At 61.9% G+C, this 26,785-nt stretch carries 25 protein-coding genes; 20 read left to right on the top strand and 5 right to left on the bottom strand.

What is annotated here, in order from left to right:
* The first annotated feature begins 489 nt into the window (after positions 1 to 489).
* The 3 genes from F759_RS0114755 to F759_RS37770 all read left to right on the top strand — a co-directional run bounded on the left by F759_RS0114755 (position 490) and on the right by F759_RS37770 (position 2,862).
* Entirely contained in the window at positions 490 to 1,803 is a 1,314-nt protein-coding gene (locus F759_RS0114755; RefSeq protein WP_027800530.1) for an RHS repeat protein, read from the top strand.
* A 328-nt stretch (positions 1,804 to 2,131) separates the two neighbouring features.
* Entirely contained in the window at positions 2,132 to 2,500 is a 369-nt protein-coding gene (locus F759_RS0114750) for a hypothetical protein (RefSeq protein WP_152530638.1), read from the top strand.
* An 8-nt stretch (positions 2,501 to 2,508) separates the two neighbouring features.
* The gene (locus F759_RS37770) at positions 2,509 to 2,862 is read left to right on the top strand and encodes an immunity 8 family protein (protein WP_051377273.1); all 354 of its coding nucleotides are present in this window, start codon (positions 2,509 to 2,511) and stop codon (positions 2,860 to 2,862) included.
* Between the two features lie 431 nt (positions 2,863 to 3,293).
* Here the strand turns inward: F759_RS37770 and F759_RS0114740 are convergent, their stop codons facing one another.
* Positions 3,294 to 4,289, bottom strand: coding sequence for an LLM class flavin-dependent oxidoreductase (locus tag F759_RS0114740; RefSeq protein WP_027800528.1), 996 nt, complete (start codon positions 4,287 to 4,289; stop codon positions 3,294 to 3,296).
* Positions 4,290 to 4,594: 305 nt separating this feature from the next.
* Between F759_RS0114740 and F759_RS0114735 the strand changes: the two genes are divergently transcribed.
* The 4 genes from F759_RS0114735 (at position 4,595) to F759_RS0114720 (ending at position 9,001) form a co-directional block, all read left to right on the top strand.
* Entirely contained in the window at positions 4,595 to 5,737 is a 1,143-nt protein-coding gene (locus tag F759_RS0114735; RefSeq protein WP_027800527.1) for an LLM class flavin-dependent oxidoreductase, read from the top strand.
* Between the two features lie 10 nt (positions 5,738 to 5,747).
* A complete protein-coding gene (locus F759_RS0114730) occupies positions 5,748 to 6,593 on the top strand; it encodes a class II aldolase/adducin family protein (RefSeq protein ID WP_051377271.1) in 846 nt (281 codons plus the stop codon).
* A gap of 201 nt (positions 6,594 to 6,794) precedes the next feature.
* On the top strand, positions 6,795 to 7,403 hold the full coding sequence (locus F759_RS0114725; RefSeq protein WP_027800525.1) for a cysteine dioxygenase family protein: 609 nt from the start codon (positions 6,795 to 6,797) through the stop codon (positions 7,401 to 7,403).
* Positions 7,400 to 9,001, top strand: a complete 1,602-nt coding sequence (locus F759_RS0114720; protein WP_027800524.1) for a rhodanese-related sulfurtransferase — start codon at positions 7,400 to 7,402, stop codon at positions 8,999 to 9,001. The genes F759_RS0114725 and F759_RS0114720 overlap by 4 nt, the downstream gene beginning before the upstream one ends.
* A 171-nt stretch (positions 9,002 to 9,172) precedes the next feature.
* Here the strand turns inward: F759_RS0114720 and F759_RS0114715 are convergent, their stop codons facing one another.
* A complete protein-coding gene (locus tag F759_RS0114715) occupies positions 9,173 to 10,084 on the bottom strand; it encodes a LysR family transcriptional regulator (protein WP_027800523.1) in 912 nt (303 codons plus the stop codon).
* A gap of 163 nt (positions 10,085 to 10,247) precedes the next feature.
* Between F759_RS0114715 and F759_RS0114710 the strand changes: the two genes are divergently transcribed.
* The 7 genes from F759_RS0114710 (at position 10,248) to F759_RS0114680 (ending at position 17,076) form a co-directional block, all read left to right on the top strand.
* Complete coding sequence (locus F759_RS0114710; protein ID WP_027800522.1) at positions 10,248 to 11,234, top strand: ABC transporter substrate-binding protein; 987 nt, start codon at positions 10,248 to 10,250, stop codon at positions 11,232 to 11,234.
* Between the two features lie 600 nt (positions 11,235 to 11,834).
* Positions 11,835 to 12,386, top strand: coding sequence for an outer membrane protein assembly factor BamE domain-containing protein (gene bamE / locus F759_RS0114705; protein ID WP_027800521.1), 552 nt, complete (start codon positions 11,835 to 11,837; stop codon positions 12,384 to 12,386).
* Positions 12,387 to 12,426: 40 nt separating this feature from the next.
* On the top strand, positions 12,427 to 13,380 hold the full coding sequence (locus tag F759_RS0114700; protein WP_027800520.1) for a patatin-like phospholipase family protein: 954 nt from the start codon (positions 12,427 to 12,429) through the stop codon (positions 13,378 to 13,380).
* Positions 13,381 to 13,715: 335 nt separating this feature from the next.
* On the top strand, positions 13,716 to 14,405 hold the full coding sequence (locus F759_RS0114695; protein ID WP_027800519.1) for an ABC transporter permease: 690 nt from the start codon (positions 13,716 to 13,718) through the stop codon (positions 14,403 to 14,405).
* 4 nt (positions 14,406 to 14,409) lie between these two features.
* On the top strand, positions 14,410 to 15,123 hold the full coding sequence (locus F759_RS0114690) for an ABC transporter permease (RefSeq protein ID WP_020071452.1): 714 nt from the start codon (positions 14,410 to 14,412) through the stop codon (positions 15,121 to 15,123).
* A gap of 78 nt (positions 15,124 to 15,201) precedes the next feature.
* Entirely contained in the window at positions 15,202 to 15,993 is a 792-nt protein-coding gene (locus tag F759_RS0114685) for an ABC transporter ATP-binding protein (RefSeq protein ID WP_027777329.1), read from the top strand.
* Positions 15,994 to 16,026: 33 nt separating this feature from the next.
* Complete coding sequence (locus tag F759_RS0114680) at positions 16,027 to 17,076, top strand: GlxA family transcriptional regulator (RefSeq protein ID WP_027800518.1); 1,050 nt, start codon at positions 16,027 to 16,029, stop codon at positions 17,074 to 17,076.
* 599 nt (positions 17,077 to 17,675) lie between these two features.
* Here F759_RS0114680 and F759_RS44830 read toward each other — a convergent pair.
* The 3 genes from F759_RS44830 to F759_RS37760 form a co-directional block, all read right to left on the bottom strand.
* Positions 17,676 to 17,987, bottom strand: a complete 312-nt coding sequence (locus tag F759_RS44830; RefSeq protein WP_274533476.1) for a M35 family metallo-endopeptidase — start codon at positions 17,985 to 17,987, stop codon at positions 17,676 to 17,678.
* Positions 17,988 to 18,368 carry a hypothetical protein gene (locus F759_RS44055; protein WP_244438825.1) on the bottom strand — a complete coding sequence of 127 codons (381 nt, stop codon included), beginning with the start codon at positions 18,366 to 18,368 and terminating at the stop codon, positions 17,988 to 17,990.
* A gap of 158 nt (positions 18,369 to 18,526) precedes the next feature.
* Positions 18,527 to 18,883, bottom strand: a complete 357-nt coding sequence (locus tag F759_RS37760; protein ID WP_244438830.1) for a PAAR domain-containing protein — start codon at positions 18,881 to 18,883, stop codon at positions 18,527 to 18,529.
* 415 nt (positions 18,884 to 19,298) lie between these two features.
* On the opposite strand from F759_RS37760, the gene F759_RS0114660 reads away from it, so the two are divergent.
* From F759_RS0114660 to astE, 6 genes are read left to right on the top strand one after another with little or no spacing between them, the layout of a single operon-like run.
* Positions 19,299 to 20,534 (top strand): aspartate aminotransferase family protein, encoded by a 1,236-nt coding sequence (locus tag F759_RS0114660; protein ID WP_027800516.1) that lies wholly within the window; start codon positions 19,299 to 19,301, stop codon positions 20,532 to 20,534.
* Between the two features lie 55 nt (positions 20,535 to 20,589).
* Positions 20,590 to 21,648 (top strand): arginine/ornithine succinyltransferase subunit alpha, encoded by a 1,059-nt coding sequence (gene aruF, locus F759_RS0114655; protein WP_027800515.1) that lies wholly within the window; start codon positions 20,590 to 20,592, stop codon positions 21,646 to 21,648.
* Complete coding sequence (astA, locus tag F759_RS0114650; protein ID WP_027800514.1) at positions 21,645 to 22,682, top strand: arginine N-succinyltransferase; 1,038 nt, start codon at positions 21,645 to 21,647, stop codon at positions 22,680 to 22,682. The genes aruF and astA overlap by 4 nt, the downstream gene beginning before the upstream one ends.
* Positions 22,683 to 22,684: 2 nt before the next feature.
* Complete coding sequence (astD, locus tag F759_RS0114645) at positions 22,685 to 24,148, top strand: succinylglutamate-semialdehyde dehydrogenase (RefSeq protein ID WP_027800513.1); 1,464 nt, start codon at positions 22,685 to 22,687, stop codon at positions 24,146 to 24,148.
* A 9-nt stretch (positions 24,149 to 24,157) separates the two neighbouring features.
* A complete protein-coding gene (gene astB, locus F759_RS0114640) occupies positions 24,158 to 25,498 on the top strand; it encodes an N-succinylarginine dihydrolase (protein WP_027800512.1) in 1,341 nt (446 codons plus the stop codon).
* The gene (gene astE, locus F759_RS0114635) at positions 25,482 to 26,537 is read left to right on the top strand and encodes a succinylglutamate desuccinylase (RefSeq protein ID WP_027800511.1); all 1,056 of its coding nucleotides are present in this window, start codon (positions 25,482 to 25,484) and stop codon (positions 26,535 to 26,537) included. The genes astB and astE overlap by 17 nt, the downstream gene beginning before the upstream one ends.
* The last annotated feature ends 248 nt before the right edge of the window (positions 26,538 to 26,785 follow it).

Below are 26,785 nucleotides of genomic sequence, written 5' to 3'. Positions count from 1 at the left end.
CTTAACAAACAATCAAAAGGAGAAAAATGAAAAATCGAACGCTGCGAAGCGGCCCAGTCGGCATGCTGTGCCGTCTGTTCGCCGTCTTCACGCTGCTGCTGACAGCGATTGGCGCAAACGCCGAAAGTGGAGACGGTGTTTGCGCTCCGCTGTATGTCAGGTCGGGCGCCATACAAGGAACTTCCGCGTGCTTCGCGAACGCGTGGAGCAACACGCCAATTAATCTGTCAAATCATTACTGCGTCAATGAACCGGCGAGGATCACGCGATGGTGCGGTGCCCCGCCGGACCTGGCGCAGACGGATGCAACATGTCCAGTTGCCGACCCTGTCAATCCCAATAGCGGGACGACCACTGTCACTGAGACTGATTTCGTCAGCGGGGACGACATACCTGTGGTTTTCAGCCGCATACCGGTCGCGCGGACTTTATAAACCCGATGCCGGCTTTGGGCCTGGTTGGGGCCATAACTGGCAGCGTCAGCTTGGCTTGGCGAAAGTCAACAGCAGCCCGCCGCAGATCACTGCATCCCGTGAAGATGGCGATATCGTGAAGTTCGACAAATCGAGCGGCGCGTGGCGTGCGAGCGATAGTAAGTTGTTTTCGCTTTCCCAAGGTCCGTCGACATGGGCACTTACGGACCTCGCCACAGGGGCCGTTGAAACGTATTCGCTGCAGGGTGTGCTGCTCTCCGTGAATGTTCACGGCGGCCAGGTGATAACGCTGACCTACAGCGACTCCAATACGGCCCCAGACATCGCGCCATCCCCCGGCCTGCTGATTGGTATCACCGAACATGCACCGAACACGAATTCTTTCTGGGATATCACGATTCGTCTCAGCTACGACGCGAAATGGCGAATCACGAAGATGACCGACGTAACGGGGGGTGTCACGCAGTACGGTTACGACAGCAATAACAATCTCACTTCCATTACTTGGCCCGATGGCAATGTCAGGCGCTATGCCTATGCAGATTCGCGCTTTACAAGCGCGCTGACCAGCGTCATTGACGAGACCGGCACACCCATCAGCACCTGGACCTACGACGCGCAGGGTCGCGCCAACGCAGTGACCCACCCGGATGCCACGCGCAACGTGTCGTTTGCCTACGGCAACGACGGAACTCTGGTGAATTACGGCGATAAGGCCCTCAGCATGAGCTTTGCGTCGATCGGCAACATGATTCGGCCAACGGCGACGAGTTCGGCAGCCGGTACAGCCAGTTCGACATGGGACGCGACCGGCAATCTGTTATCGCAGACGGGCGTCTCTGGAGTCGGTCGCTCGACGGCGTACGACGACGCCGGCCGACCGACCCGCTCGGCGCATACTGGCCTCAATGGAACGACGATTACTTCGGTTCGTTACGCCGATGGATATGGTCTGCGTCCGTCAATGATCGCGTCGCCTGGATGGGTGCGTGCATTTACCTACGATGCACAATCGAATATGACCGGCTTCAGCGAGTGGTCAACAAAGGACCTTACTGGCGAAAGCGGTTTCGCTGCGACGTCCGACGGTGTTCAGAGAATCAGCTACGGCTTTGCTTACGATTCCGCCAATCAACTCAATTACGCACAGATTTACCAAGACGGGGCGCTAAAGGAAGAATGGTATCTCTCGCGTGATGCGACCGGCAATATGCGTCAGATGAACAACCGCACTGCGGGAAACTATTACACGGTGGCGGTGCGCGATTCGGCACACCGAGCCGTCCAGATTAAGGTTCCCGGCGGTGGCATTGCACTTCCAGCCTACGACCCACGCGGTCGGCTTAAGAGCTTCTGGTATGACGAGTAGGCTGGGCCTCTAAACGGTAACGTCCATCGTCTGTTGAAGGTCGACTTCGGCTACTCACCCGACGGCCGACTGATGTCGCGACGCGGGGTCGTAAGCGCCTACAATGGGCCGGAGGTGTCGATCAGCGACGACGAAATAGACCGGTGGATATCGAACTACAACGAGAGTAACTCCGGTCGGACCGCCGGCTAATTTTCTCGGTTGGGTCAAGGCGCTGGCGGCAAACGCAGAACCACCTCTTGTACCGGTCGTCGCCCCTTGGGAAGCCGCCCTTACGGCGGTGCGTTTTGCGTGGACGATATACCAGCTAGCGACAAGCGATCCGGCTGTGATTTTGATCGAGAAGCTCAAGCCTGAAATTGAAGCGAAGCAATGTGCGGAAGTGCCGTCGCAACTGACGCTTGGGGAACTAATCGGCATGTTGAAGGATGCGCGTTCCACCAAAGGGGATTTCAATTTGGGTGAGGGAACTGCCGCAGACGCCGACGCTCTGGCCCAAGAGTTCTTAGGCCCGGACTACCGATCCTCGAGTCGTGACGATTCAATATTGATTAGCAAAGACGGGCTGAGGCAATATAGGTCACCAAGCGCGAAGGACAGCCCCTATGCCACGACTGGGGTGCAGGCAAATTATCAATCAAGAAATGTCCCGAGCGGCGAATGGCAAAATAATGGCCACCTGAACATACTTCCATAGGAAGAACTATGCGTGCCGAACTGAAGTCAGTCGACTCTCCAGACGTCGACTTTGCAACATACTGGCCGGAAGATGAAAGCTGTTTTTCCTTCCCGATAACACTCCGGATCGGAGCGGAAGGGCGCGATGCCGCTGACCTGTTCCAAATGACGGTCTGCACTCCCGGCTGGCTAAGCAGGGAGAATGCTGGGAAGACAGCCATGCTGGGTCAAAACTTGCTGATAGTGTTTGAATACAACTGGGCAATGATTCAGTCGTATCTGGAGAATCGGATCAATCGTTTCACAGCAGAAAACTGGTCGGCTCTTGCTATTAAACTCAGCCGTTTCGCAAGTTGGGAGTTCGAGAATTACCAAGCCTAGGAGGCTCGCCTAAGACCCGCATGACAAATTCGACATAACGCTAATGCGTTGCGGAGGCACGACCGAAGCGGTGTTCGGGTACACCGTAATGGCTTTCCGAGGAACTCAAGCGAGACACGGGTACACGTCGGGGGCGTTCTTCGTTGACCGTGACTGAGTATGATTTTGCGGTAATCACAGATCAACTTCAGCGTATATGGTGCAACACTGCGACCCAACCGATTGGCACGGCATTGCCATAAAGACCGCCCGGTTCGCCGCATGGAGTTCGAAGACTTGCATGTAAGCGATCGAATACGAATCGTCTTTGTGAAGAAAGCGAGTAATCGCGCCTCTCCATACGGGCGCTGGAAAGCAGAGAACTGCACCTGAGGGGTTTTCCAAAAGGAAGGGCGCGAGTTTTGCGCCGCCCTTTTTCATTCACCTGCGACTCACCTTCCGCCAGCCAGTTCCCCACGAATTTCCGCCCCGATCTCGAACGACCGAAGCCGCGCCTTGTGATCGTAGATCTGTGCGGTGAGCATCAATTCGTCCGCGCCCGTTTGATCGATGATCGACTTCAGCCCTTCGCGCACCGCATCGCGGTCACCGATCGCCGTGCATGCGAGCGAATGCGCAACCGAGTTCAATTCCATTTCCGAAGCCGCGAGCCGCTCGACCGGCGGCTGCAATTGCCCCGGCGTGCCGCGCCGCAAATTGATGAACTGCTGCCGAAGCGACGTGAAAAGACGCTGCGCTTCATCATTGGTATCGGCTGCAAAGAGATTCACGCCGACCATCGCGTACGGTTTGTCGAGGGTTTCCGATGGACGGAATTGCGAGCGATACACCTGCAACGCCGTGAGCAGATAATCCGGCGCGAAATGCGACGCGAACGCAAAAGGCAAGCCGAGCGCGGCCGCGAGTTGCGCGCTAAAAAGCGACGACCCCAACAGCCACAGCGGCACATGCAAACCCGCACCGGGCACCGCGCGAATCCGCTGGCCCGAGACCGGATCCGCGAAATAGCGCTGCAATTCGGCGACGTCGTCGGGGAAAGAATCCGCGCTATTTTGCAGATCGCGACGCAGCGCGCGAGCGGTGCTCTGGTCCGTTCCGGGCGCGCGGCCGAGGCCCAGGTCGATCCGGCCAGGATAGAGCGACTCCAGCGTGCCGAACTGTTCCGCGATCACGAGCGGCGCGTGATTCGGCAGCATGACGCCGCCCGAGCCGACGCGGATCGTCTTCGTGCCGCCTGCCACATAACCGATCACGACCGATGTGGCCGCGCTCGCAATGCCGGTCATGTTGTGATGCTCCGCGAGCCAGAAGCGGCGGTAATTCCACCGCTCTGCATGCTGCGCGAGGTCGAGCGTGTTCCTGAAGGCATCCGCGGGCGTTGCGCCTGCGATGACCGGCGAGAGGTCGAGGACCGAAAAGGGAATCATTGTCTGTTCGCTTGCTGTTTCTGGCGCTTTCACGCGATGGGGCATTCTCCCAAAGCTTCCGGCTTTCTGCTCGCGGCGGCGCGATGTCCACGTTCTCGAAAGGGTTTGTCCACGTGAGGCCGCGTAACGCAACGCAGACCTTTGCGTGAACCGACGCCGTTACATGCAAGTTCGATATAGATATCGCCGATCAATATTTAACAAGCGCATGGCGCGCTGCTACCTTGAACGCCTCGTACAGAGCACTGCATTCAGCGTGCAATGCCACCGCCCGCCGGGCAGCAACCATTCACGGAGGCACTCGCGTGTCCATCGAATTCATCGGCATGATCCAGACCCGCAAGGTGTCGGAAACGCATGCGCCGCAAGGGCCGGTTATCGATCTCGGCTACCTCGGGCAGTTTGCCCGCGCGCATGAGGCGGCGGGCTTCGACCGCATTCTCGTGCCGCATCATTCCACGAGCCCCGATGCACTCCTCACCGTCGCGCATGCCGCAAGCGTGACGAGCAAAGTGCATTTCATGCTCGCGCATCGTCCGGGCTTCGTTGCGCCGACGCTCGCCGCGCGGCAACTGGCAACGCTCGATCACTATTCGGGCGGCCGTCTCGCCGTGCATATCATTTCGGGCGGCGACGACGCCGAACAGCGCCGCGACGGCGACTTCCTCTCCCACGATGAACGCTACGCGCGCACCGACGAGTATCTGCATATCCTGCGGCGCATCTGGACCGAGACGAAGCCGTTCGATCACCACGGCCAGTACTATCGTTTCGAACAGGGCTTGTCCGAAGTGAAGCCGGTGCAGCAGCCGCACATTCCGGTGTATTTCGGCGGCGCGTCGACACCCGCGCTCGAAATTGCCGGACGTCATGCCGATGTCTACGCGCTGTGGGGCGAATCGAAGGCGCAAGTGCGCGAGCAGGTGACGCGCGTGCGCGCGGAAGCCGCAAAGCACGGACGCACCGTGCGCTTCTCGGTATCGTTCCGGCCGATTCTCGCTGCGACGGAAGCGGCCGCATGGGAGCGCGCCGATCACATCCTCGCTGAAACGAGACGGCTGCGCGCAGCCCAAGGACTCGGCGTCGGCGCGCCCGCGCAAAGCGAAGGCGCGCGGCGGCTGCTCGCGGCATCCGGTGACTCGGATCGCACCGACGAACGCCTGTGGACCGGCATCGCGAAAGAAATCGGCGGACGTTCGAACTCGACCGCATTGGTCGGCACGCCGGAGCAGGTCGCCGCGACGCTCGCCGAGTACTACGCGCTCGGCGTCTCGACCTTCCTCGTGCGTGGCTTCGATCCGCTCGAAGACGCGATCGACTACGGCCGCGCGTTGATCCCCGCGACGCGCGAACGGATCGCACGCATTCGCAGCGCCGAGGGAGCGGAGAGTGCCGAAAGTGCCGATGGTGCTGACGGGGCCCACACCGCCAAAACCGTGGCCGCGTAACGGAGACGCGATGACCAATCTTTCCCACGCACGTTTGACCGTCGAAAACCCAGCGCTCGCAGACGACTCATCGGCATTGAAACGCCACGCGCCGCTGCGCAAATTCTGGTTCGACGACGTGCCGCCGCGCGAAGGCGTCGCTGCCGAACGCCGTTATCGGCAGGAGCGGCTCGCGGTCGCGTTTCGTCTGTTCGCGCGGTACGGTTTCGATCAGGGGCTCGCCGGTCACATCACCGCGCGCGATCCGCAATGGCCCGACCACTTCTGGGTGAATCCGTTCGGCAAGCATTTCAGCCGCATTCGCGTTTCCGACCTGCTGCTCGTGAATGCGCAAGGCGAGATCGTAGTCGGCGACGGGCCCGTGAATCAGGCGGCTTTTGCGATTCATGCGGCGATTCACGAGGCGCGTCCGGATGTCGTCGCGGCGGCGCACACACATTCGTTGTACGGCAAGGCGTGGTCTACGCTCGGCCGCATGCTCGATCCGCTGACGCAGGATTCATGCGCATTCTATCGGGACCACGCGTTGTTCGACGATTTCCGCGGCGTCGTGCTCGATACCGACGAAGGCGCGCGCATCGCGGCGGCGCTCGCCCAGCACAAGGCCGTGATTCTGAAGAATCACGGCATTCTGACGGCGGGTCCGAGCGTCGAGGCGGCCTCATGGTGGTACATCGCGCTCGACAGCGCCTGTCACGCGCAACTGCTCGCCGAAGCAGCCGGCACGCCGCAAGCCATTCCACACGACGTCGCGACGCTTACTCACGAGCAGGTCGGCCGCGCGAGCGGCGCATTGTTCGCGTTTCAGAGCCTGCTGGAAGGCCTCGTCGAAGCGGAGCCCGACGTGCTGAACTGAACTGAGCGTCTTCCAGGATGGCGCAACGTTCGATCGCAGCGCCCCGATCGCGCGGCGACATCGTGCACGCGAGGATCGAGCGGCGTGTCGAAGTTGCACCGCTTTGGACCGCTACCTGCAACGCGGCGCTCGCCGAAGGTGCGCGACGCGCATCGCCCGTCCCCGCGCGTCAATCTTCCGAACTATCCTTTAAAACTACCGATGAGTCAGAACCTGAGGCCGGACCGGCTGCGTGCGTTCGTGGGCCGGATTGCGTCGCTCGTCGACGCCGAAACGCCCGAAGCCCCGCTGCTCGAAGCGGGCGGCGCCGCGCTGCGCGAACTGATTGCTCACGACGACTGGCTACCCGACGCTTTCGCGCGGCCCGACCCCGAGCGCTACCAGCAATTCCTCTTGCACGGGGACTCCCGGCAGCGTTTTTCGATTGTCAGTTTCGTATGGGGACCGGGGCAAGCGACGCCTGTGCACGACCATACGGTATGGGGTTTGATCGGGGTGCTGCGTGGCGCGGAAATTGCGCAGCATTACCGTGTCGCGGCCCACGGCGAAGTCGTTGAAGTGGGTCCGCCTCGGCGCCTCGACACCGGCGCTGTGGATGCGGTGTCGCCGCGCGTCGGCGATATTCATCGCGTGAGCAACGCATTTGGTGACCGTACGTCGATCAGCATTCACGTGTACGGTGGAAATATCGGCGCAGTGAGCCGTTCCGTGTATCCTGGCGGCACTGGCCGCAAAACGTTTGTGTCCGGCTACTCGAACGACGTGTTGCCGAACATCTGGAATGTGTCGAAGGAGTCTCCGATCCCATGACTTTAGTGAAAGATTTCCGTACCCGATCTTATGCAGATGTGCGCCGCGCACTGCTCGAACGCGAGGAAATCGCGCTCGTCGATGTGCGCGAGGAAGACCCGCACGCGCGCAGTCATCCGCTGTTTGCCGCGAACCTTCCGCTGTCGCGGCTCGAACTCGATGCACCGGTGCGCCTGCCGCGCCGCGACGTGCCGATCGTCGTACTCGACGACGGCGAAGGATTCGCCGCGCGTGCCGGGGAGCGCCTCGAGAGCGTCGGCTACACCGATGTCGCGCTGCTCGAAGGTGGCTTGCAAGGCTGGCGCAAGGCCGGCGGCGAGTTGTTCCAGGATGTCAACGTGCCGAGCAAGGCGTTCGGCGAACTCGTGGACAGCGTGCGTCACACACCGTCGCTGCCGGCGCAGCAGGTGCAGGCGCTGCTCGATCGCGAAGAGAACGTGGTCGTGCTCGACGCGCGCCGTTTCGATGAATATCAGACGATGAATATTCCCGGCAGCATCAGCGTGCCGGGAGCGGAGCTGGTGCTGCGCGCGCGCGAACTCGCACCGGACCCCACGACGCGGATCATCGTCAATTGTGCGGGGCGCACGCGCAGCATTATCGGTGCACAGTCGCTGATCAACGCAGGCGTGCCGAATCCGGTCGCCGCGCTGCGCAATGGCACGATGGGCTGGACGCTTGCCGGACAGCCGCTCGCGCACGGCAGTTCACGCCGGCCGCATCCCGTCGTCGACGATGCGCTGCGTCTCGTTGCGGCCGACGGCGCGCGCGCGGTCGCGGACCGCGCGAAAGTGGGGCGCACGTCACGCGACGAAGCGCGCCGCTGGGCCGATGAAGCGGTGCGCACCGTGTACCGCTTCGACGTGCGCACGCCGGAGGAATACGAAGCGGGCCACGTGCCTGGCTTTCGTCCCGCGCCCGGCGGCCAGCTCGTGCAGGAAACGGAGATGTTCGCACCGGTTCGCGGCGCGCGTGTGATTCTCGCGGATAGCGACGGCGTGCGCGCGAACATGACCGCGTCGTGGCTCGCGCAAATGAACATCGAGGTGTACGTGGTGGACGGTTTGACCGCCGCCGACTTCGCCGAAAAAGGCCTGGCGCCTGCTGCGCGCCTTGCGTCCCAGCCGCCTGACGCCGATGAAATCGCGCCCGCGGAACTGGCCGCGCTGCTTCAGTCGCCTGGCACGATCGTGCTCGACTTTACGAGTAGCGCGAACTATGTGAAGCGCCATATTCCGGGCGCGTGGTTCGCGATCCGCAGCGAACTGAAGACGGCGCTGCACAAGCTGCCGCACGCCGAGCGCTACGTGCTCACATGCGGCAGCAGTCTGCTCGCGCGCTTCGCCGCGCCCGAGGTGGCGGCATTGACCGGCAAGCCGGTACGCGTGCTGACGGGCGGCACGGCTGCGTGGATCGAAGCTGGCTTGCCGGTGGAAAACGGCGAGACGCGGATGGCGTCAGCGCGCATCGACCGTTATCGGCGTCCGTATGAAGGCACCGATAATGCGCGTGAGGCGATGAACGCCTATCTCGAGTGGGAGTATGGGCTCGTCGCGCAACTGGCTCGCGACGGCACACATGGATTTCATGTGATTTGATGTTGGTGGTGCAGCCCGCGATGCTTTTGCTTTGCAAGACATGGCCAACGACGAGGGCGAGTAACGAGGGCAAGTAACGAGGGCGGCAACCGGGGCGAGAAACACAGCCAGCGACGACAGCCAGCAACCACGGCGAGTACCACGGCGAGTACCACGGCGCGCGGCGCGCTTTCAAGCGGCGCGTTGCGCGCGCGCCTCCTTGAACTGCCGCTCGATTGCTGCGCCGAACTGTTCCACCGGCTGCTGCAATTTGCCGAGCACGCGCGGATGCACGAGCCAGATATCGATCAGCGGCTTGAAGTCGCTGACGCTCACGACGTCGAGCCTATCCGCATAAGCGCTGGCATTGAGCAGCGGCACCGGCACGAGCCCGAGGCCGTTGCCATCTGCGACAAGCTGTAATTGCAGCTCGGTGCCGAGCGTTTCCAGATTCAGCTTCAGCGCGAGACCGAGGCCCGTTAGCGCGCGCTGAAGGCCGTCGCGAAAACCGCAGCCATCAGGATTCAACACCCACCCGGTCGACTGGCACTGCGCGAGCCTATGCACGCGCTTTTTCAGCAGGCCTTTGCGCGCGACCACCGCCAGTTTGATGCGGCCAAGCGAGCGCGCCGACAGCGTGTCGTGGAAACTTTTGTTCGCGGGCAGCAGGACTGCGGCGGCGTCGAGTTCGCCGTTTTCGAGTCGTTGCAGCAACTGGCTGCCCCAGCCGGTCGACGCGCGCGCCTGCAAATCGGGGTAGGCCGCTTTGACCGCGCGCAGCGCTTCGCCGAGCGCGATGTCGGCGATGGTCTGCGCGACACCCACGCGCAGCGTGCCGATGGGCGGCGTATCGGTCGCGACCATCTCCCGCAGCACGTCCAGTTCGCGCTGAATCACCCGGCATTGTTCGTAGACGACCCGGCCAGTTGCCGTTGCCTTCAGCGGACGCGTGTTGCGATCTAGCAATTCGACGCCAAGCGCTTCCTCGAAATTCTGCAGACGACGCGTGATGGCCGGTTGCGTGAGGCCGAGCGAGAGCGCTGCCTGCTGTAGCGACTCACAGCGAATAACGGTGACGTAGGCGTCGATTTCGTCGATCTTCATGGTGAGCGCTCAGATGGTTCGTGCGCCCGATGATACCCGTATCGCCTTTTTCACGACGCACGCAACCAACAAAATTTCGCATATTTGCTTAGAAGAATAATGCGTTTGTTTTATACGGCTCGCTCGCTTATCGTCGCTTCAAACTCATTTTCACACTGTCCACATGATGCCTTTGAACGTTCCTTCCGCGATTTTTTCTGTCCTTCAACGCACGCTCGTCACACCGTTCGCCGCCGCCGCGCTTGCGCTTGCCGCGATGCTGTGCGCGACGCCCGTCGCTGCTGCCGATCCGCCCGTGCTCAAAGTAGGCGATCAATCGCTGCAAACGCGCGGCATTCTGGAAGCCTCGGGCCAGTTGAAAGACCTGCCGTACAAGATCGAATGGTTCAACTTTCCGGCCGCGCAGCCGCTTGGCGAAGCGTTAAATGCAGGTGCCGTGGATGTCGGCGGCCTCGGCGACGCGCCGCTCGTCTTCGCGCTTGCTGCCGGCGCGCGCGTGCGAGCCGTGGCGGCGACGCGCTCCAATCCGCTCGATCTCGCCATCGTGGTCGGCCCGCATTCGCCGCTCACCGACGTCGCGAGTCTGAAGGGCAAGCGCATTGCGACGACGCGCGGCTCGATCGGCCACTATCTCGCGCTCGCCGCATTGAAGAAGGCGAATCTGTCAGCGAGCGACGTCACGTTCGTATTCCTCGCGCCTGCCGATGCGAAGGCCGCGCTCGTGTCGGGCAGCGTCGACGCGTGGTCGGTGTGGGACCCGTACACGGCGCTTGCGCAATCGCGCGATCACGACCGCATCATCGCGAACGGCGTGGGCCTGTCGGAAGGGCTCAGCTATCAGGTCGCGACCGAGGCCGCGATTGCGGGCAAGCGGGCGCAGCTAGCCGACTTCCTCAGGCGAGTGGCGATCGGTCAGCGCTGGGCGCTATCGCATCCGGACGAAGTCGCGGCGATGCAATCGCGCGTCACGGGCTTACCGACCGACGTATTGAAGACCGTCTATCAGCGCGGCCAGGTGCATCCGGTCGCCATCGACGATAGTGTCGTGGCCGCGCAGCAGCGTACCGCCGACACCTACGAAGCAGCCAGCGTGATTGGCGCGCATCTGGATGTGCGCGCGAGTTTCGATCGCAGTTTTCCGGTGCCTTGAGCTTTCTCGCGCGACGAAATCCTCTGCAAATTCGGTGTAAACGCGCTCTCGTCTAAACCGTCCGATCCCGCTAGATTATTGTCACTTGGAAGGCTTATCGAGGGACCAGGACGGCCAGACAAGCAGCGGTTCGCCACTTCCGGCGATGGCGCAAGGTGAGCGGCCAAGGTCGTTCATCGCCGCGCCGGGACCGGACCGCTGCGCGTCGTCCGCGGTGCTTTAATGCCCGGTGCCGTCTTGGCCGGTGCCGCTTTTCCTCCTCGTCTCCAGGTCCTGGCAGACTGACCGTACCTGCCGTAACAACCGCATGCATGCCGCGAGCCTGGGCGACGCTTTGCACGGCGTCGCCTTTTTGCATTCTGTTGCGTGTTTTGCTGTTTGCAATAAATCCCCGCAGAAAGAACGATCGCCAGAAAGACGCTGTACGTCCCGCGTTTTCCGCACCCCAAGGCCGGCATGGGTCCATTTGGCCCGCCGGCCCGCGCTCGCGGTTTTTGCTCCACGCGGTTATCCTGTAGCGCGTCCCAAAGGAAGTCCCTTTCGGCAATCACTACACGAGCGGTGCGGGCAATCGGGCCCGCATCGATACAGGAAATCGCTGTGAGCCTGAAACTGCCTATTGCTGCCATGCTGGCCGCGTGCGTCGCGCTCTCTGCTTGCGACGATCAACAGAGCGAGCGAGCCGTGCAAAAGATCAAGGAATTGTTCAATGCCGTAAAGCCCGACGCGTTGCTGCTCAAGAACATGACGCCGGGCGTCACGACCGAAGCGCAAATCCGCGAGCAGATGGGCAAGCCCGAAACCGAGCGCACGTATACGGACGGCTCGAAGCGCTTCGAGTATCCACGTGGTCCGCAAGGTTTGAATACGTACATGGTCGACATCGACCGTGACGGTAAGCTTCAATCCATCACGCAGGTGCTGACCGCGGCGAACTTCGGCAAGGTCCGCATCGGCATGAGCGAGGACGAAGTGCGGCGCCTGCTCGGCAAGCCGGGCGAAATCGCGGTGTTTCCGCTCAAGCCGGAGACGGTGTGGAGCTGGAAGTGGCGCGAAGGCGGCGTGACGGAAGAAGGCATTTTCAACGTGCACTTCGACCAGAACAGGAAGGTGTACACGACATCGCGCTCGGACGTAATGCGCGGGCGCTAGAACCAACGAAAAGCAGAGATACAAATAAAGGCGGGGAATCATGATACGTCGACGTCGATACAGCCGTATCGGGCTGGTGTTGGGGGGCGGCGCGGCGCGCGGCTGGGCGCATATCGGCGCGATACGCGCGCTGCACGACGCGGGCATCAAGCCCGACGTGGTATGCGGCACATCGATCGGCGCCCTGGTCGGCGCGGTCTATGCAAACGGCGACCTCGACTGGCTCGAGGAGTGGGTCTCGCGGCTCACCTGGCAGACGGTCGTGCGACTGCTCGACTTGCGCCTGTCGGGCGGTCTGCTCGGCGGCCGCAAGGTGATCCAGCTTTTCGCCGACAAATTCAACGGCCGTTCGATCGCCCAGTTGAACATGCCGTTCGCGGCGGTCGCCACCGAACTCGACTCGGGCCGCGAAAGCTGGCTCCAGGACGGCAGCGTGGTCGACGCGGTGCGCGCGTCGATTGCGATTCCCGGCATTTTCACGCCGGTGTGGCACAACGGCGTATGGCTCGTCGACGGCGGGCTCAGTAATCCGGTGCCAGTGTCGGTCGCGCGCGGCATGCGGGCGGACTGCGTGATCGCGGTCGATCTGAACAACGACATTCTCAACGGACGCGACTTCGGCGGCGCGGTGGTGGATACGCCCGCCATCGACCCGAGCGCGCCGCCACCCGTATCGCTGCGCCGTAACGGCAAGCCTTGGCCGCGTTGGCTCGCACCCGCCGAGGAGCGCGTCACCGACGACGTGCGCGTGCCGCCCGCACCGAGCGCGCGCGTGCCTTCGATGCTGAGTTCGATCGCGCAAAGCATCGACATCATGCAAGTGCGGATCACGCGTAGCCGTCTTGCCGGCGAGCCCGCCGACATCCTGATCCAGCCGCGTCTCGGCGGCATGGGTATTTTCGATTTTCATCGCGCGGCCCCGGCCATCGAGGAAGGTCGCGCGGCGGTCGAATACATGCTGCCGGCGATTCGCGCGCGCCTCGGTATCGATTAGCGACGCGCGGGCCACGAGGGTTAAGGCCGCGCTATAGCGCGGCGCTTCGCCTCGCGCGAAGCACGCGCCGTCTATCGAAAAAGCGACCTCAAACTTGTGAAATCGCAGCGGCGCTCGTTGCCCGCTCTTCACGTCGCATAGCTCTGCGCGCCGCTAAACCAAGCGCCGTCAGCGCCGTAACGCGGTCATGGGGGGATTGCTGCGCCGCAGCAAACCCCGCGCCAGCCTTTGAGAATTTAATTTTCGCTTGCGAGACTTCGCGCCATGCAGGATGAGTCGGGTAGTTCAGCCGACGACATTCGAAAGATTCTCAACCAGACTGGATGGAGACACGCGTGGTGCTATACGGCTTTGGTCCGGTATTACTGGCCGGCACGATCCAGACGGTCGAATTGTCCGTGCTGTCGCTCGCGGCCGCCGTGCTGCTCGGCCTCGCGGGCGCGGCGGCGAAACTCTCGCTTAACCGGCCGTTGCGCGCGCTCGCCACCGGCTACACGACGCTGATCCGCTCGGTGCCCGACCTCGTGCTGATGCTGCTGCTCTTCTACAGCATCCAGATCGCGGTCAACAATCTGACCGACGCGCTGGACCTTCCGCAATTCGACATCGACCCGTTCGTGGCCGGCGTGTTGACGCTCGGTTTTATTTACGGCGCGTACTTCACCGAGACGTTTCGCGGCGCGTTTCTCGCGGTGCCGCGCGGCCAACTGGAAGCGGGCAGCGCGTACGGCATGAGCGGCGTGCGCGTATTCGCGCGCATCCTGTTTCCGCAGATGATGCGTTTCGCGCTGCCGGGCATCGGCAACAACTGGCAGGTGCTCGTGAAAGCGACGGCGCTCGTGTCGATCATCGGTCTCGCCGATGTCGTCAAGGCCGCGCAGGATGCAGGCAAAAGCACCTTCAACATGTTCTTCTTCATCCTGATCGCCGCGCTGATCTATCTCGCGCTGACGACCGTCTCGAACCTCGCGCTGATCTGGCTGGAACGCCGCTATTCGATCGGCGTACGGCACGCGGAGCTCTAAGACCATGATCGACATTCTCAATCAGTTCTGGCGCGCGTTTCTCTACTGGGACGGCCAGCGCATATCTGGTCTCGCGGTCACGCTGTGGCTGCTGGTGGCGTCGGTCGGCATCGGTTTCTGTCTTGCGATTCCGCTTGCGGTCGCGCGCGTGTCGAAGAAGCGCTGGCTTTCCACGCCAGTGCGTCTCTACACCTATGTGTTTCGCGGCACGCCGCTGTACGTGCAGCTGCTGCTGATCTATACCGGCATGTACAGCCTGGAGTTCGTGCGCTCGCATCAACTGCTCGATGCGTTCTTTCGCAGCGGTTTTCATTGCGCGATTCTCGCGTTCGCCTTGAATACCTGCGCGTATACCACCGAGATTTTTGCCGGCGCGATCCGCTCGACGTCGCACGGCGAAGTGGAAGCGGCACGCGCCTACGGCATGAGCTGGTTCACGATGTACCGCCGCATTGTGATACCGTCCGCGCTGCGCCGCGCGTTGCCGTTGTACAGTAACGAAGTGATCCTGATGCTGCACGCCACCACGGTCGCGTTCACGGCCACGGTGCCGGACATTCTGAAGGTGGCGCGCGACGCGAATTCGGCCACTTATCAATCGTTCGACGCGTTCGGCCTTGCGGCGCTGATTTACCTCGTGGTGTCGTTCGCTCTCGTTGCGTTGTTCCGCCGCGCCGAGCGTCACTGGCTCGGCTACCTCGCGGTGCGCACGCATTGAGTGCGCCGTGTTTGCAGCAGGCGGTGCGTCTTAAGCGCGCCGTCGAAAGTCGATTCGAATTCTCACAGGGAGAGCATCTTGCTCCACACCACGCAAACCGAAGCTTGCAAGCTCGCCGTGCAGGACATCCACAAGCGCTACGGCGACAACGAAGTGCTCAAGGGTGTGTCGCTGAATGCGAACAAGGGCGACGTGATCAGCATCATCGGCGCGAGCGGCTCGGGCAAGAGCACCTTCCTGCGCTGCATCAATTTTCTGGAGCGGCCGAACGCGGGGCAGATCGTCGTCGACGGCGAAGCGGTCAAGACGAAGGCCGACCGCGCGGGTAATCTCGAAGTGGCCGATCACAAGCAATTGCAACGTATCCGCACGAAGCTCGCGATGGTGTTCCAGCACTTCAATTTGTGGGCGCATATGAACGTGATCGAGAACATCGTCGAGGCGCCGATTCACGTGCTCGGTCTGCCGCGTCGCGAAGCCGAGGAGCGCGCGCGCGAATATCTCGAGAAAGTGGGCCTCGCGCCGCGCCTCGAAAAACAGTATCCGTCGCATCTGTCGGGTGGTCAGCAGCAACGCGTGGCGATTGCGCGCGCACTCGCAATGGACCCCGACGTGATGCTGTTCGACGAGCCGACCTCCGCGCTCGACCCCGAACTCGTCGGCGAAGTGTTGAAGGTCATGCAGAAGCTCGCCGAAGAAGGGCGCACGATGATCGTCGTCACGCACGAAATGGGTTTCGCGCGCAACGTGTCGAACCATGTGATGTTCCTGCATCAAGGCCGCACGGAAGAAGAAGGTTTGCCCGCCGAGGTGCTGAGCTCGCCGCGCAGCGAGCGGCTCAAGCAGTTCCTCTCCGGCAGCCTGAAGTAACGCGAGCCGCGCTCGCAGCGTTCTATTTAGCCGATGGCCCGTACGTCCAGCCCCGCACGCACCACCCAGGTCGCGATCGTTGCATTGCCGCCTGTGTCGATGTCGGGCGTCGGGCCGATTGTCGACGCGCTCAACCTTGCCAATGAAATCGACGGCCGTGCGTTGTACCGCGTGCAGGTGTGCTCGTGGGACGGCCGCGCGGTGCCGCTTTCGGGTGGCGCGCAATGGCCCGCCGACGCGGCGTTCGGCGACGCGATTGCGTGCGACTGGCTGATTATCGTCAGCGAACGGTTTCAGCAATTCGCCGACTATCGCCTGTTTCTCGCGAGCCTTTCGCGCGTCGGGCAACGCACGCCGCTCGTCACCGGCATTCACCACGGCGTGTGGTGGCTCGCGATGGCGGGGCAGTTGTCCGGCTATCGCGTGAGCGTGAACTGGGAAACGTATCAGCAGTTCTCCGAGCAGTTCGAGCGCTCCATCGTCACGCAACAGATTTTCGAAATCGACCGCGATCGCGCGACGTGCGCAGGCGGCCAGGCGACCGTCGACTTCATGCTCGCGATGATCGGTCGCGAGCATGGCCCGGAACTGGCGGATCGTATTGCGGACACGGTTGGCGTCGGCGTGTTGCGCGCGGGCGAGGAGCGTCAGCGCATTCCGTTCGTGACGGCGCCGGGCGAGCGCCATCCGCGCCTGAACGATGCGTTGCTGCTGATGGACGCGAATATCGAAGACCCGCTCACAACCGACGAAATCGCGGGTCTTGTCGGCGTATCGCGTCGGCAGTTGGAGCGCCTCTTTCGCCAGTATCTCGGCTCGATGCCGTCCAAATACTATCTGGGCCTGCGTCTTTCGAAAGCGCGCACGCAATTGCAGCGCACCAGCAAGTCGGTCGTGCAGATCAGCCTGGCTTGCGGGTTTTCGTCGGCGGCGCACTTTTCGAATGCTTACCGCGAGCGCTTCGGCGTCACGCCGCGCGAGGATCGCCGCAACTGGATCGACAGGCAGACCGGCGCGACGGGTGCCGCGGCCAGCGAGCCGCGCGCGGGTGCGCTGATCGAGCGGCCGGATAGGGGCGATTGAAGGCGGCAAGTGCTCGTACGAGAACGTGCAGTGGACGTATGACAGATAACGAAAAAGCAGGCGCGAGGCGAATTGATTTTATGATGACGAGACAGGCATCCCGCCAAAGCGGGGGTTTCCGCACGACGTTAGTCATCTATACAGCAATGGTTTGGGCAACCGGGATTCAACTGGACCGTAACCTCACGGCTATCCGCGCTGACATCGCCCGGACTAGTTGATGGATATACCTGCACCTTAATTTGCACAGGCGCATCGACTAATCCGTCGTCCAAAAGGATTTTAGCTACCGTAATTGCACGCGCCATTGCTAACGTTCTTGGCGTCTTTTCGCCCTCGGACGAACTGCCAACGATGGTAACGAATTCATGAATCACGTACTTCCTTTTCATCGTGGTAACCCATCCATTAAGCCGCTTGGACTCGAAATCGCTCGCCGCTATTGCATTTGTGCCGAATGCGATGTGTATTTGCTCCGATGGTAAATTGGTCGATCCATTGCATTCAGCAAAAGACTGCGGCGAAAATAATTGGTGCTAAAGCGATCGCCAACTTAATTAGAATCCCGGCTTTCATTTGTTAGACATCCATAATCGTGATCAAACCGGGAGAAGCGGCTCATCGTACAGAACGTAGCCGGTGAGACTATCTGCATTGCGCAATGCTTGCTCGGGGTTGCTGCGACTCCATTGGGCTGCCGTCGGATCGATTCCATATCGCGGATCGCTACTTGCGAACGTATCGGCAAAGTGAGTTACCTCATGAATCAGCGTCGATAGGCGAGAGTCCGCGTACATGTTTTGGTCGCGAAGACCATCGCAGAACTTCATTCCAATACTTATCAATCTGCGCGACGTGTCGGGCCCGCATACGTGAGCAGCCTCCCGATCTATGGTTTTGAGGTTCGGCACTCACCCCAACTGACGGTCTGATTCTGGATCCGAGCGGATAAAATTTGTCGGGCACAGCGATTTGAGAACGGCCGAAACTTTAAAAAATCCATTAAGCAAATATTGCCGTGTGTCGTCGTCGGTTCGACCGAACCAATACAGCATTCGCTGCCTTGTCTTGGAATCGTTGTGGTTCAAGTCAGCAATGCGGCGATCAACGGCTATAACGGAACGTCTTAAAAGGTGACCCGCCATTGCCCGAAATTCACTATCCATCATATTTGGGCAAATGGGCGTCGTGTCAATCGTCACGTAGACCGTCGAGCCCGCATTCGTGTTAGTAACCGCCCCAGAATGTACCTCAAACCACTCGGCGTTTTCTTCCCTTTTAAAGTCGGCCATCTACGAATTCCCCGAAATTTCCAGCGTCAAAGATGCAGCAGTGGTCGTCGCGAAACGTTGCGTTTCGCCATTTACTTTCGTAACGCCGGTGAAGACCTCGCCACAATCGCTCGTAATGCGGTAATGCACGTTTGCGAGCGGCTTGCCTGAACTATCGATCAGCGTGAACTGTTCGTCGTAGCAAACCTGGCGCTTTGCAACTTGCTACCACCAACCGTTGCGGCCGCATGGCGTCCCGCCGTGTCCTCGTACCACGATTCGAGCGACAAAGTCGCGACGATACGGGGCGGCGTGCCGCATTTGCATAAAACAACATCGCCGTCTAAAGCGACATCTCGCGTCGTCATATAGTGCATGCGGCGCGGCCCGCCCGTCTTTGCAATCGTGCCGCTGCTCTTGCACACATCGCAATACGCCTCGCCGCCAATTAGCGCGGCCATATGTCCACGAAACCGGAACGCGACGCTTTGCGCGTAGGCCAATATGCGACCGCCGCTGCTCAACGTGTCGCCCACCACTGCGATACGGCGCCTCGTGACCTTTCTCGCTCCGACATTTTCCACCCCCAGTACCAGGACAAGCTGGCCGACCGGCTACCCGGTGGCGCTAACCGTCAAGTGTCCGGGATCGTCGGGTGCGCGAGGTCAATCGGGTATCAGCACACTCTTAAATAGGGCGTAATCTATTCGAGCCGCATAACGCGGAGATCTGAGCTTGATCTGCCACAATCCCTTCGTCGTGACGAAGACTGTGGAAGAGCGGCAATCCGCGGTCGAGCGACATCGGCATCGGTTGGCGATGCAGCCGGTAAGCATGCGTGACCCACGCCCTGCACGGAACCTCATAGAAAGCGTCGCCTATGCGCAAGACGTAACGCGCGCGGTTTCCTACACTAGCGTTATTACCTCTCACCTGTAACGAGGATTCGCCATGAACGACCTGACTGTGACACGCAAGACCTTCGACGAAGTCATGGTGCCGGTATTCGCACCTGCCGCCTTCGTGCCGGATCGCGGTCTCGGCTCACGCGTCTGGGATACGCAGGGCCGCGACTACATCGACTTCGCCGGCGGCATCGCCGTCACCGCGCTCGGTCATGCGCATCCGGAACTGCTGAAAGTTTTGCACGAGCAGGGCAGCAAGCTGTGGCACATCGGTAATGGCTACACCAACGAGCCGGTGCTGCGTCTTGCGAAACGGCTCGAAGAACTGACCTTCGCCGACCGCGCGTTCTTCGCGAACTCGGGCGCCGAAGCGAACGAAGCCGCGCTGAAGCTCGCACGCCGTGTCGCGTTCGAGCGTCACGGCGCCGATAAATTCGAAATCATCTCTTTCACGCAATCGTTCCACGGCCGCACATTCTTCACCGTGAGTGTGGGCGGTCAGCCGAAGTATTCGGAAGGCTTCGGCCCGGTGCCGCAAGGCATCATCCACTTGCCATACAACGACATCGAAGCGGCGAAAAAGGCAATCGGCGCAAAGACCTGTGCGGTCATCGTCGAGCCGATTCAGGGCGAGGGCGGTGTTATCCCCGCCGATCCCGCGTTCCTCAAGGCGCTGCGCGAAGCATGCGATCAGCACGGCGCACTGCTTATTTTTGACGAGGTACAAACCGGCGTAGGCCGCAGCGGCTATTTCTATGCATATCAGGACACGGGCGTGACGCCCGACATCCTGACCACCGCGAAGGCGCTCGGCAACGGCTTCCCGATCGGCGCGATGCTGACTACGAACGAACTGGCCGCGCACTTCAAGGTGGGCGTACATGGCACGACATACGGCGGCAATCCGCTCGGTTCGGCAATCGCGGAGAAGGTCGTTGAACTGGTCAGCGATCCGAAGCTGCTCGAAGGCGTGCGCACGCGCAGCGAAGTGCTGAAGGGCCATTTGGCGAAGCTCAACGAACGCTTCGGTCTTATCAAGGAAGTGCGTGGCAAGGGCCTGTTGATCGGCGCCGAGCTGAGCAACGCCTATAAGGGCCGCGCGAAAGACTTCGTCACGGCGGCCGGCCAGCATGGCGTGATCATGCTGATGGCGGGACCCGATGTGCTGCGCTTCGTGCCGTCGCTGATCATGCCGCTCGACGACATGAACGAAGGCTTCGAGCGCCTCGCCAAAGCTGTCGCGGATGTAGTCGGCGCGAAGGCCGAAGCGCCGTCGAAATGAACGGCGCTTTGAACGCACCGCACTGGCTCATGCGTCACATTCAACAGGAACGATGATGCTCTTCGTACGCCCCGGCCGCCTCGCCGATCTCGATGCGCTCGAACATATGGCGCGCACCGCGCAACCGGTGCTGCATTCCCTGCCACACGACCGGCGTGCGCTCGAAGCACGCGTCGCGCTGTCGGAAGACTCGTTTCGTGCAGACGTCGATTTTCCGGGCGAGGAGTTCTATCTGTTCGTGCTCGAAGACTCGGATACCGGCAACCTGATGGGCACAGCGAGCATCGTCGCCGCCGCGGGTTATTCGGACCCGTTCTACGCGTTTCGCAACGACGCGCTGATTCATGCGTCGCGCGAACTGCATGTGAACCGCAAGATTCACGCGCTCACCATGTCGCACGAACTGACCGGCAAGAGCCGGCTCGCGGGCTATTACATCGATCCGTCATTGCGTGGCGATGCGGCCGCGCATCTGATGTCGCGCGCGCGGATGATGTACATCGCGGCCAATCGTAAGCGCTTCACGCCCGAGGTGTTCTCGCTGCTGCTCGGCGTGACCGACGACAACGGCGTATCGCCGTTCTGGGAAGCGGTGGGGCGCAAGTTCTTTGGCCGCGATTTCGCCGACATTGAAATCGAGTCGGGCGGACGCAGCCGAACATTTATCGCCGAAGTAATGCCGACGTACCCGATTTATGTACCCTTGCTGCCGGAAGCGGCGCAGCGCGTGCTCGGCGAGCCGGATTCGAAGGCCTTGCTCGCGTATGAGATTCATCTTGAAGAAGGCTTCGAGACGGATCGCTTCATCGATATTTTCGATGCGGGTCCGGTCCTGACCGCACAGGTGGATCGCAGCGCGTGCGTGACGCGCAACGAAACGCGCGCGGTACACGAGGCGGCGGCCGCGTCGAACGGTTCGACGTATCTAATCGCGCATAACGGCGCGGACGGCGAGTTCCGCTGCGTGCTCGGCGAACTGCCGGCAGCCCGCAACGAAGGCGCGCCGCTCGCACAAACGGCGCGTGCGGCGCTCGGCGTGCAGGACGGCGATGCGGTGCGTTGCGTTCCGTTGCATCAAGCGGAAACGAATGAACAATCGGGAGACGCGCAATGATCGTCGTTCGCGTGGTGCAACGAGGCGATGTCGACGCGCTGATGCGGCTCGCGCAGGAAACCGGCCCAGGGCTCACCACGTTCAAGCCGGATCGCGAGGCGTTAGCCGCGCGCGTCGAACGCGCGCGTCGCACGATGGAAGACAAAGCCGCGCCGCATGAAGCGGGCTACTTCTTCGTGATGGAAGACACCGCAACCGGCGACGTGGCCGGCGTCTGCGGAATCGAAACAGCGGTTGGGCTGCAACAGCCGTTCTACAACTATCGCGTGAGCACGGTGGTGCACGCGAGCCAGGATCTCGGCATCTGGACGCGCATGCGTGCGCTGAATATCTCGCACGACCTCACAGGTTACGCGGAAGTGTGCTCGCTGTTCCTGAGCCCGCGTTATCGCACGAGCGGTGTGGGCGGCTTGCTGTCGCGCTCGCGCTTCATGTTTCTCGCGCAGTTTCGCGAGCGCTTTCCGCAGCGTCTGTGCGCGGAATTGCGCGGCCATTTCGATGCACAGGGCACGTCGCCGTTCTGGCGCGCGGTCGGCTCGCATTTCTATCAGATCGATTTCAACGCGGCAGACTACCTCAGTTCGCATGGACGTAAAGCGTTTCTCGCGGAGTTGATGCCGCGCTATCCAGTGTATGTCGAGTTGTTGCCGGAAGAGGCGCAGCAGTGCGTCGGCCTTACGCATAGCGACACGATTCCCGCGCGCCGCATGCTCGAAGCGGAAGGGCTGCGCTACGAAAACCACGTCGATATTTTTGACGCCGGTCCGGTGCTCGAATGTCATATCTCCGACTTGCGCACGGTTCGCGAAAGCGTGCTGGTGCCCGTCGAAATCGGCGACGTGCCGGCGGGCGCAGCGCAGGATGCGCCGCGTTCAATGCTGTCGAATACGTCGCTCGGCGATTTTCGCGTCGGCGTGGCCGCGGGTGTGCCGCAAGACGGCGTGTTCCGCATGAACGCGCTCGAAGCGTCGGCACTCGGCGTGAACGCAGGCGACACCGTGCGGGTGCTGCCGGTGAAACACAAACAAGGATGATCATGAGCGAGCTTTTCATCGACGGCGAATGGGCCGCCGGCACAGGACCCGCGTTCGCGTCGCGCAATCCGGGCACGGGGGCGACGGTGTGGGAAGGCAACAGCGCCTCCGCCGACGACGTGGACCGCGCGGTGCGCAGCGCCCGCCGCGCGTTCGCGGCGTGGTCGGCAGCGAGCCTCGACGAGCGCTGCGCGGTGGTGCGCCGGTTCGCCGCGCTCGTCACCGAACGCAAGGAAGCGCTTGCGGAAGCAATCGGCCGCGAGACTGGCAAGCCGTTATGGGAAGCGCGCACGGAAGCGGCTTCGATGGCCGCGAAGGTCGAGATTTCGATTCAGTCCTACAACGAGCGCACCGGCGAAAAACGTTCGGCGATGGCGGACGGCACGGCGGTATTGCGGCATCGTCCGCACGGCGTGGTGGCGGTGTTCGGGCCGTATAACTTTCCTGGTCACTTGCCGAATGGGCACATCGTGCCGGCGCTGATCGCGGGCAACGCGGTTGTGTTCAAACCGTCGGAACTCGCTCCGGGCGTCGCCGCGCTTACCGTGCAAACGTGGCGCGACGCAGGCTTGCCCGCTGGCGTACTCAATCTCGTGCAGGGCGAAAAGGACACGGGCATTGCGCTTGCGAATCACCGGCAGATCGATGGGCTGTTCTTCACCGGTAGTTCGGACACCGGAACATTGCTGCACAAGCAATTCGGTGGACGTCCCGAGATCGTGCTCGCGCTCGAGATGGGCGGCAACAATCCGCTCGTGATCGGCCCGGTCGCGGACCTCGACGCCGCCGTGCATCACACGATCCAGTCAGCGTTTCTGTCTGCGGGGCAGCGCTGTACTTGCGCGCGCCGTATCTTCGTGCCGAACGACGCGTTCGGCGAGCGCTTCCTCGCGCGCCTTGTCGAAGTGACGTCACGCATCAGTGTCGGCGAATACAACGCGGAGCCGCAGCCTTTCATGGGCGCGGTGATCTCGGCGCGCGCGGCATCGCGTCTCGTCGCGGCGCAGGAGCGTCTGCTTGCCGATGGCGCACAAGCGCTGCTGAAGATGGAGCAACGCGATCCGAAACTCGGCTTCGTCACGCCGGCCATTCTCGACGTGAGCGCCGTAAAGAACCTGCCCGACGAGGAGCATTTCGGGCCGCTCGCGCAGATCATCCGCTACGGCACCTTTGACGAAGCGCTCGAACAGGCCAACGACACGGAGTTCGGTCTCTGCGCGGGCCTGCTTGCCGACGACGAATCGCTGTGGACGCATTTCCAGCGCGCCATTCGTGCGGGCATCGTCAACTGGAACCGGCCGACTAATGGTGCTTCGTCGGGTGCGCCGTTCGGCGGGCCGGGCCGTTCGGGCAACCACCGGCCGAGCGCGTATTACGCGGCCGACTACTGCGCGTACCCGATGGCGTCCGTCGAAAGTGCGCAACTGCAAATGCCCGCGAGCGTCTCGCCGGGCCTCCAATTCTAAGGATCGACGATGCAAGCCACTGAAGCCAATTTCGACGGTCTGGTCGGCCCGACGCACAACTACGCGGGGCTGTCTTTTGGCAACGTCGCGTCGCAGAACAACGAGAAGTCGGTTGCGAATCCGAAGGCCGCCGCGAAGCAGGGCCTGCGCAAAATGAAGCAGTTGGCCGATCTCGGTTTTCATCAGGGCGTGTTGCCACCGCAGGAACGTCCGTCGATGCGTCTGTTGCGCGAGCTAGGTTTTTCCGGCGACGACGCAACGGTGATCGAGCGTGTGTCGAAGAACGCGCCCGAATTGCTGGCCGCGGCGAGTTCGGCGTCGGCGATGTGGACCGCGAATGCCGCGACGGTGAGTCCGTCCGCCGACACGCACGACGGCCGTGTGCATTTCACGCCCGCCAATCTGTGCAGCAAGCTGCATCGCGCGATCGAGCACGAGTCGACGCGCCGCACGTTGCGCGCCATTTTCAGCGACCCGGACCGCTTCGCAGTGCACGAGGCGCTGCCCGGCACGCCAGCCCTCGGCGACGAAGGCGCGGCGAACCACACGCGCTTCTGCTCGGAATATGGCACACGTGGGGTCGAATTCTTCGTGTATGGCCGCAGCGAGTATCGTCGCGGGCCGGAGCCGAAGCGCTTTCCCGCGCGTCAAACATTCGAGGCGAGCCGAGCGGTCGCACATCGTCACGGTTTGAGCGAAGAAGCTACGGTGTACGCGCAACAGAATCCCGAAGTGATCGACGCGGGTGTGTTTCATAACGACGTCATCGCGGTCGGCAATCGCAATACGCTGTTCTGCCATGAGCTCGCGTTCGTCGAACAGAACGCGGTCTACGACGAATTGCGCGCGAAGCTCTCTGGCCTGAAGGCTGAATTCAACGTGATCGAAGTGCCCGACGCGCAGGTGAGCGTGGCGGACGCCGTCTCGTCTTATCTGTTCAACAGTCAGTTGCTGACGCGCCCCGACGGCAAGCAGGTTCTGGTCGTGCCGCAGGAGTGCCGCGAAAACCCGCGCGTGGCCGCTTACCTTGACGACCTGACATCGCATACAGGCCCTATCGACGATGTGCTGGTATTCGATCTGCGCGAGAGCATGAAGAACGGCGGCGGCCCGGCATGCCTGCGTCTGCGCGTCGTGTTGAACGATGCTGAACGCGCGGCCGTCACAAAAGGCGTGTGGATCAACGACACACTGTTCGGACGGCTCGACAGCTGGATCGAAAAGCACTATCGCGATCGCCTCGCGCCGTCGGACCTGGCCGATCCGCAATTGCTCGCCGAGTCGCGCGCGGCGCTTGACGAACTCACGCAAATTCTCGGTCTGGGATCGCTGTATGACTTCCAGCGCTGAGCGCGGTGACGGGCGACTCGCGATGTTGAACGATTTCCTCGCCTATACGCTTGCAGGCACGCGGCCAGCCGCGAACGAAACGCAAGGCACGTGCGCCGGCGGCGTGCGCTGGTCGTGGCTCGACGACGGCGTACTGCTAATGGAGCCCGCCAGGCTCACAGCGGACACGCGTAGCGTGCTCGCGTCAGCGGGCGTGCATGGCGACGAGACCGCGCCCATCGAACTGCTGTCTTACCTCGTGCGCGACATCGCACGCGACGAGGCGGCCTTGACGTGCCGCTTGCTGGTGATTCTCGGCAACGTCGATGCAATGCGCGACGCGTGCCGTTATCGCGACGACGATCTGAACCGCCTGTTCAGCGGGCGGCATCTGCAACTGCCGCACAGTCACGAAGCACCGCGTGCGGCCGCGCTCGAACAGGCGGCGACGCAGTTCTTCGCCACCGCGCCACGGCAGCCTGGCGCGCGCTGGCATATCGATATGCATACGGCCATCCGCGCATCGGCATTCGAACGATTCGCGCTGCTGCCGCACACCGGCAGGCTGTTTTCACGCGCGATGTTCGAGTGGCTCGGTCAAGCGCATATCAGCGCGGTGCTGTTGCACACCACAAAGGGCAACACGTATTCGCATTTCACCGCGCAAACCTGCGAAGCCGCGGCGTGCACGCTCGAACTGGGCAAAGTCCGGCCGTTCGGCCAGAACGACCTGATGCGTTTCGTCGGCGCGGATCGTGCGTTGCGCCATCTGCTTGCGGGCACGAACGGCAGTGCGCAAGCGGAACTGCCGCGCGCTTTCACCGTGATCGATCAGATCACAAAGCGAAGCGAAGCGTTCGAATTGCTGGTCGCGCCAGATGTCGCGAACTTCACGCCGTTCGGCAAGGGCATCGTGCTCGCACGCGATGGCGACTATCGCTACGTCGTGCAACACGATGAAGAGCGGCTGGTGTTCCCGAACGCGACCGTCAAACCGGGCCTGCGGGCAGGACTGATGGTGATCGAGACGACGCAGGACACTTTGTCGAAGCTCGTCTAACTGCGTCATTCACGTGAGGGGCAGCCGCATTGACGCTCATCTTTTTGCGTGGACGCGACATCGAGTTGCAGCTTTGCACGCGAGCTTGAATCCGCGTTTCGAATGGTGCCTTTGCTGGCACGCCCGCAGGCGCGACCGAGCCGCCTGTACAATCTCCGCCTCGCGGCTGCTGCGCTGCACCACATCGGCCGCACGAGTTTGAATCGCATTTTTGGCGCGGCAATCATGCCTGTCCGGATTCGGCTCCG

The organism is Paraburkholderia dilworthii (assembly GCF_000472525.1).
GTDB classification, from domain to species: Bacteria; Pseudomonadota; Gammaproteobacteria; order Burkholderiales; family Burkholderiaceae; genus Paraburkholderia; species Paraburkholderia dilworthii.
Note: the sequence above shows the minus strand (reverse complement) of the source record. Positions and strands in the feature narration are given on the sequence as shown.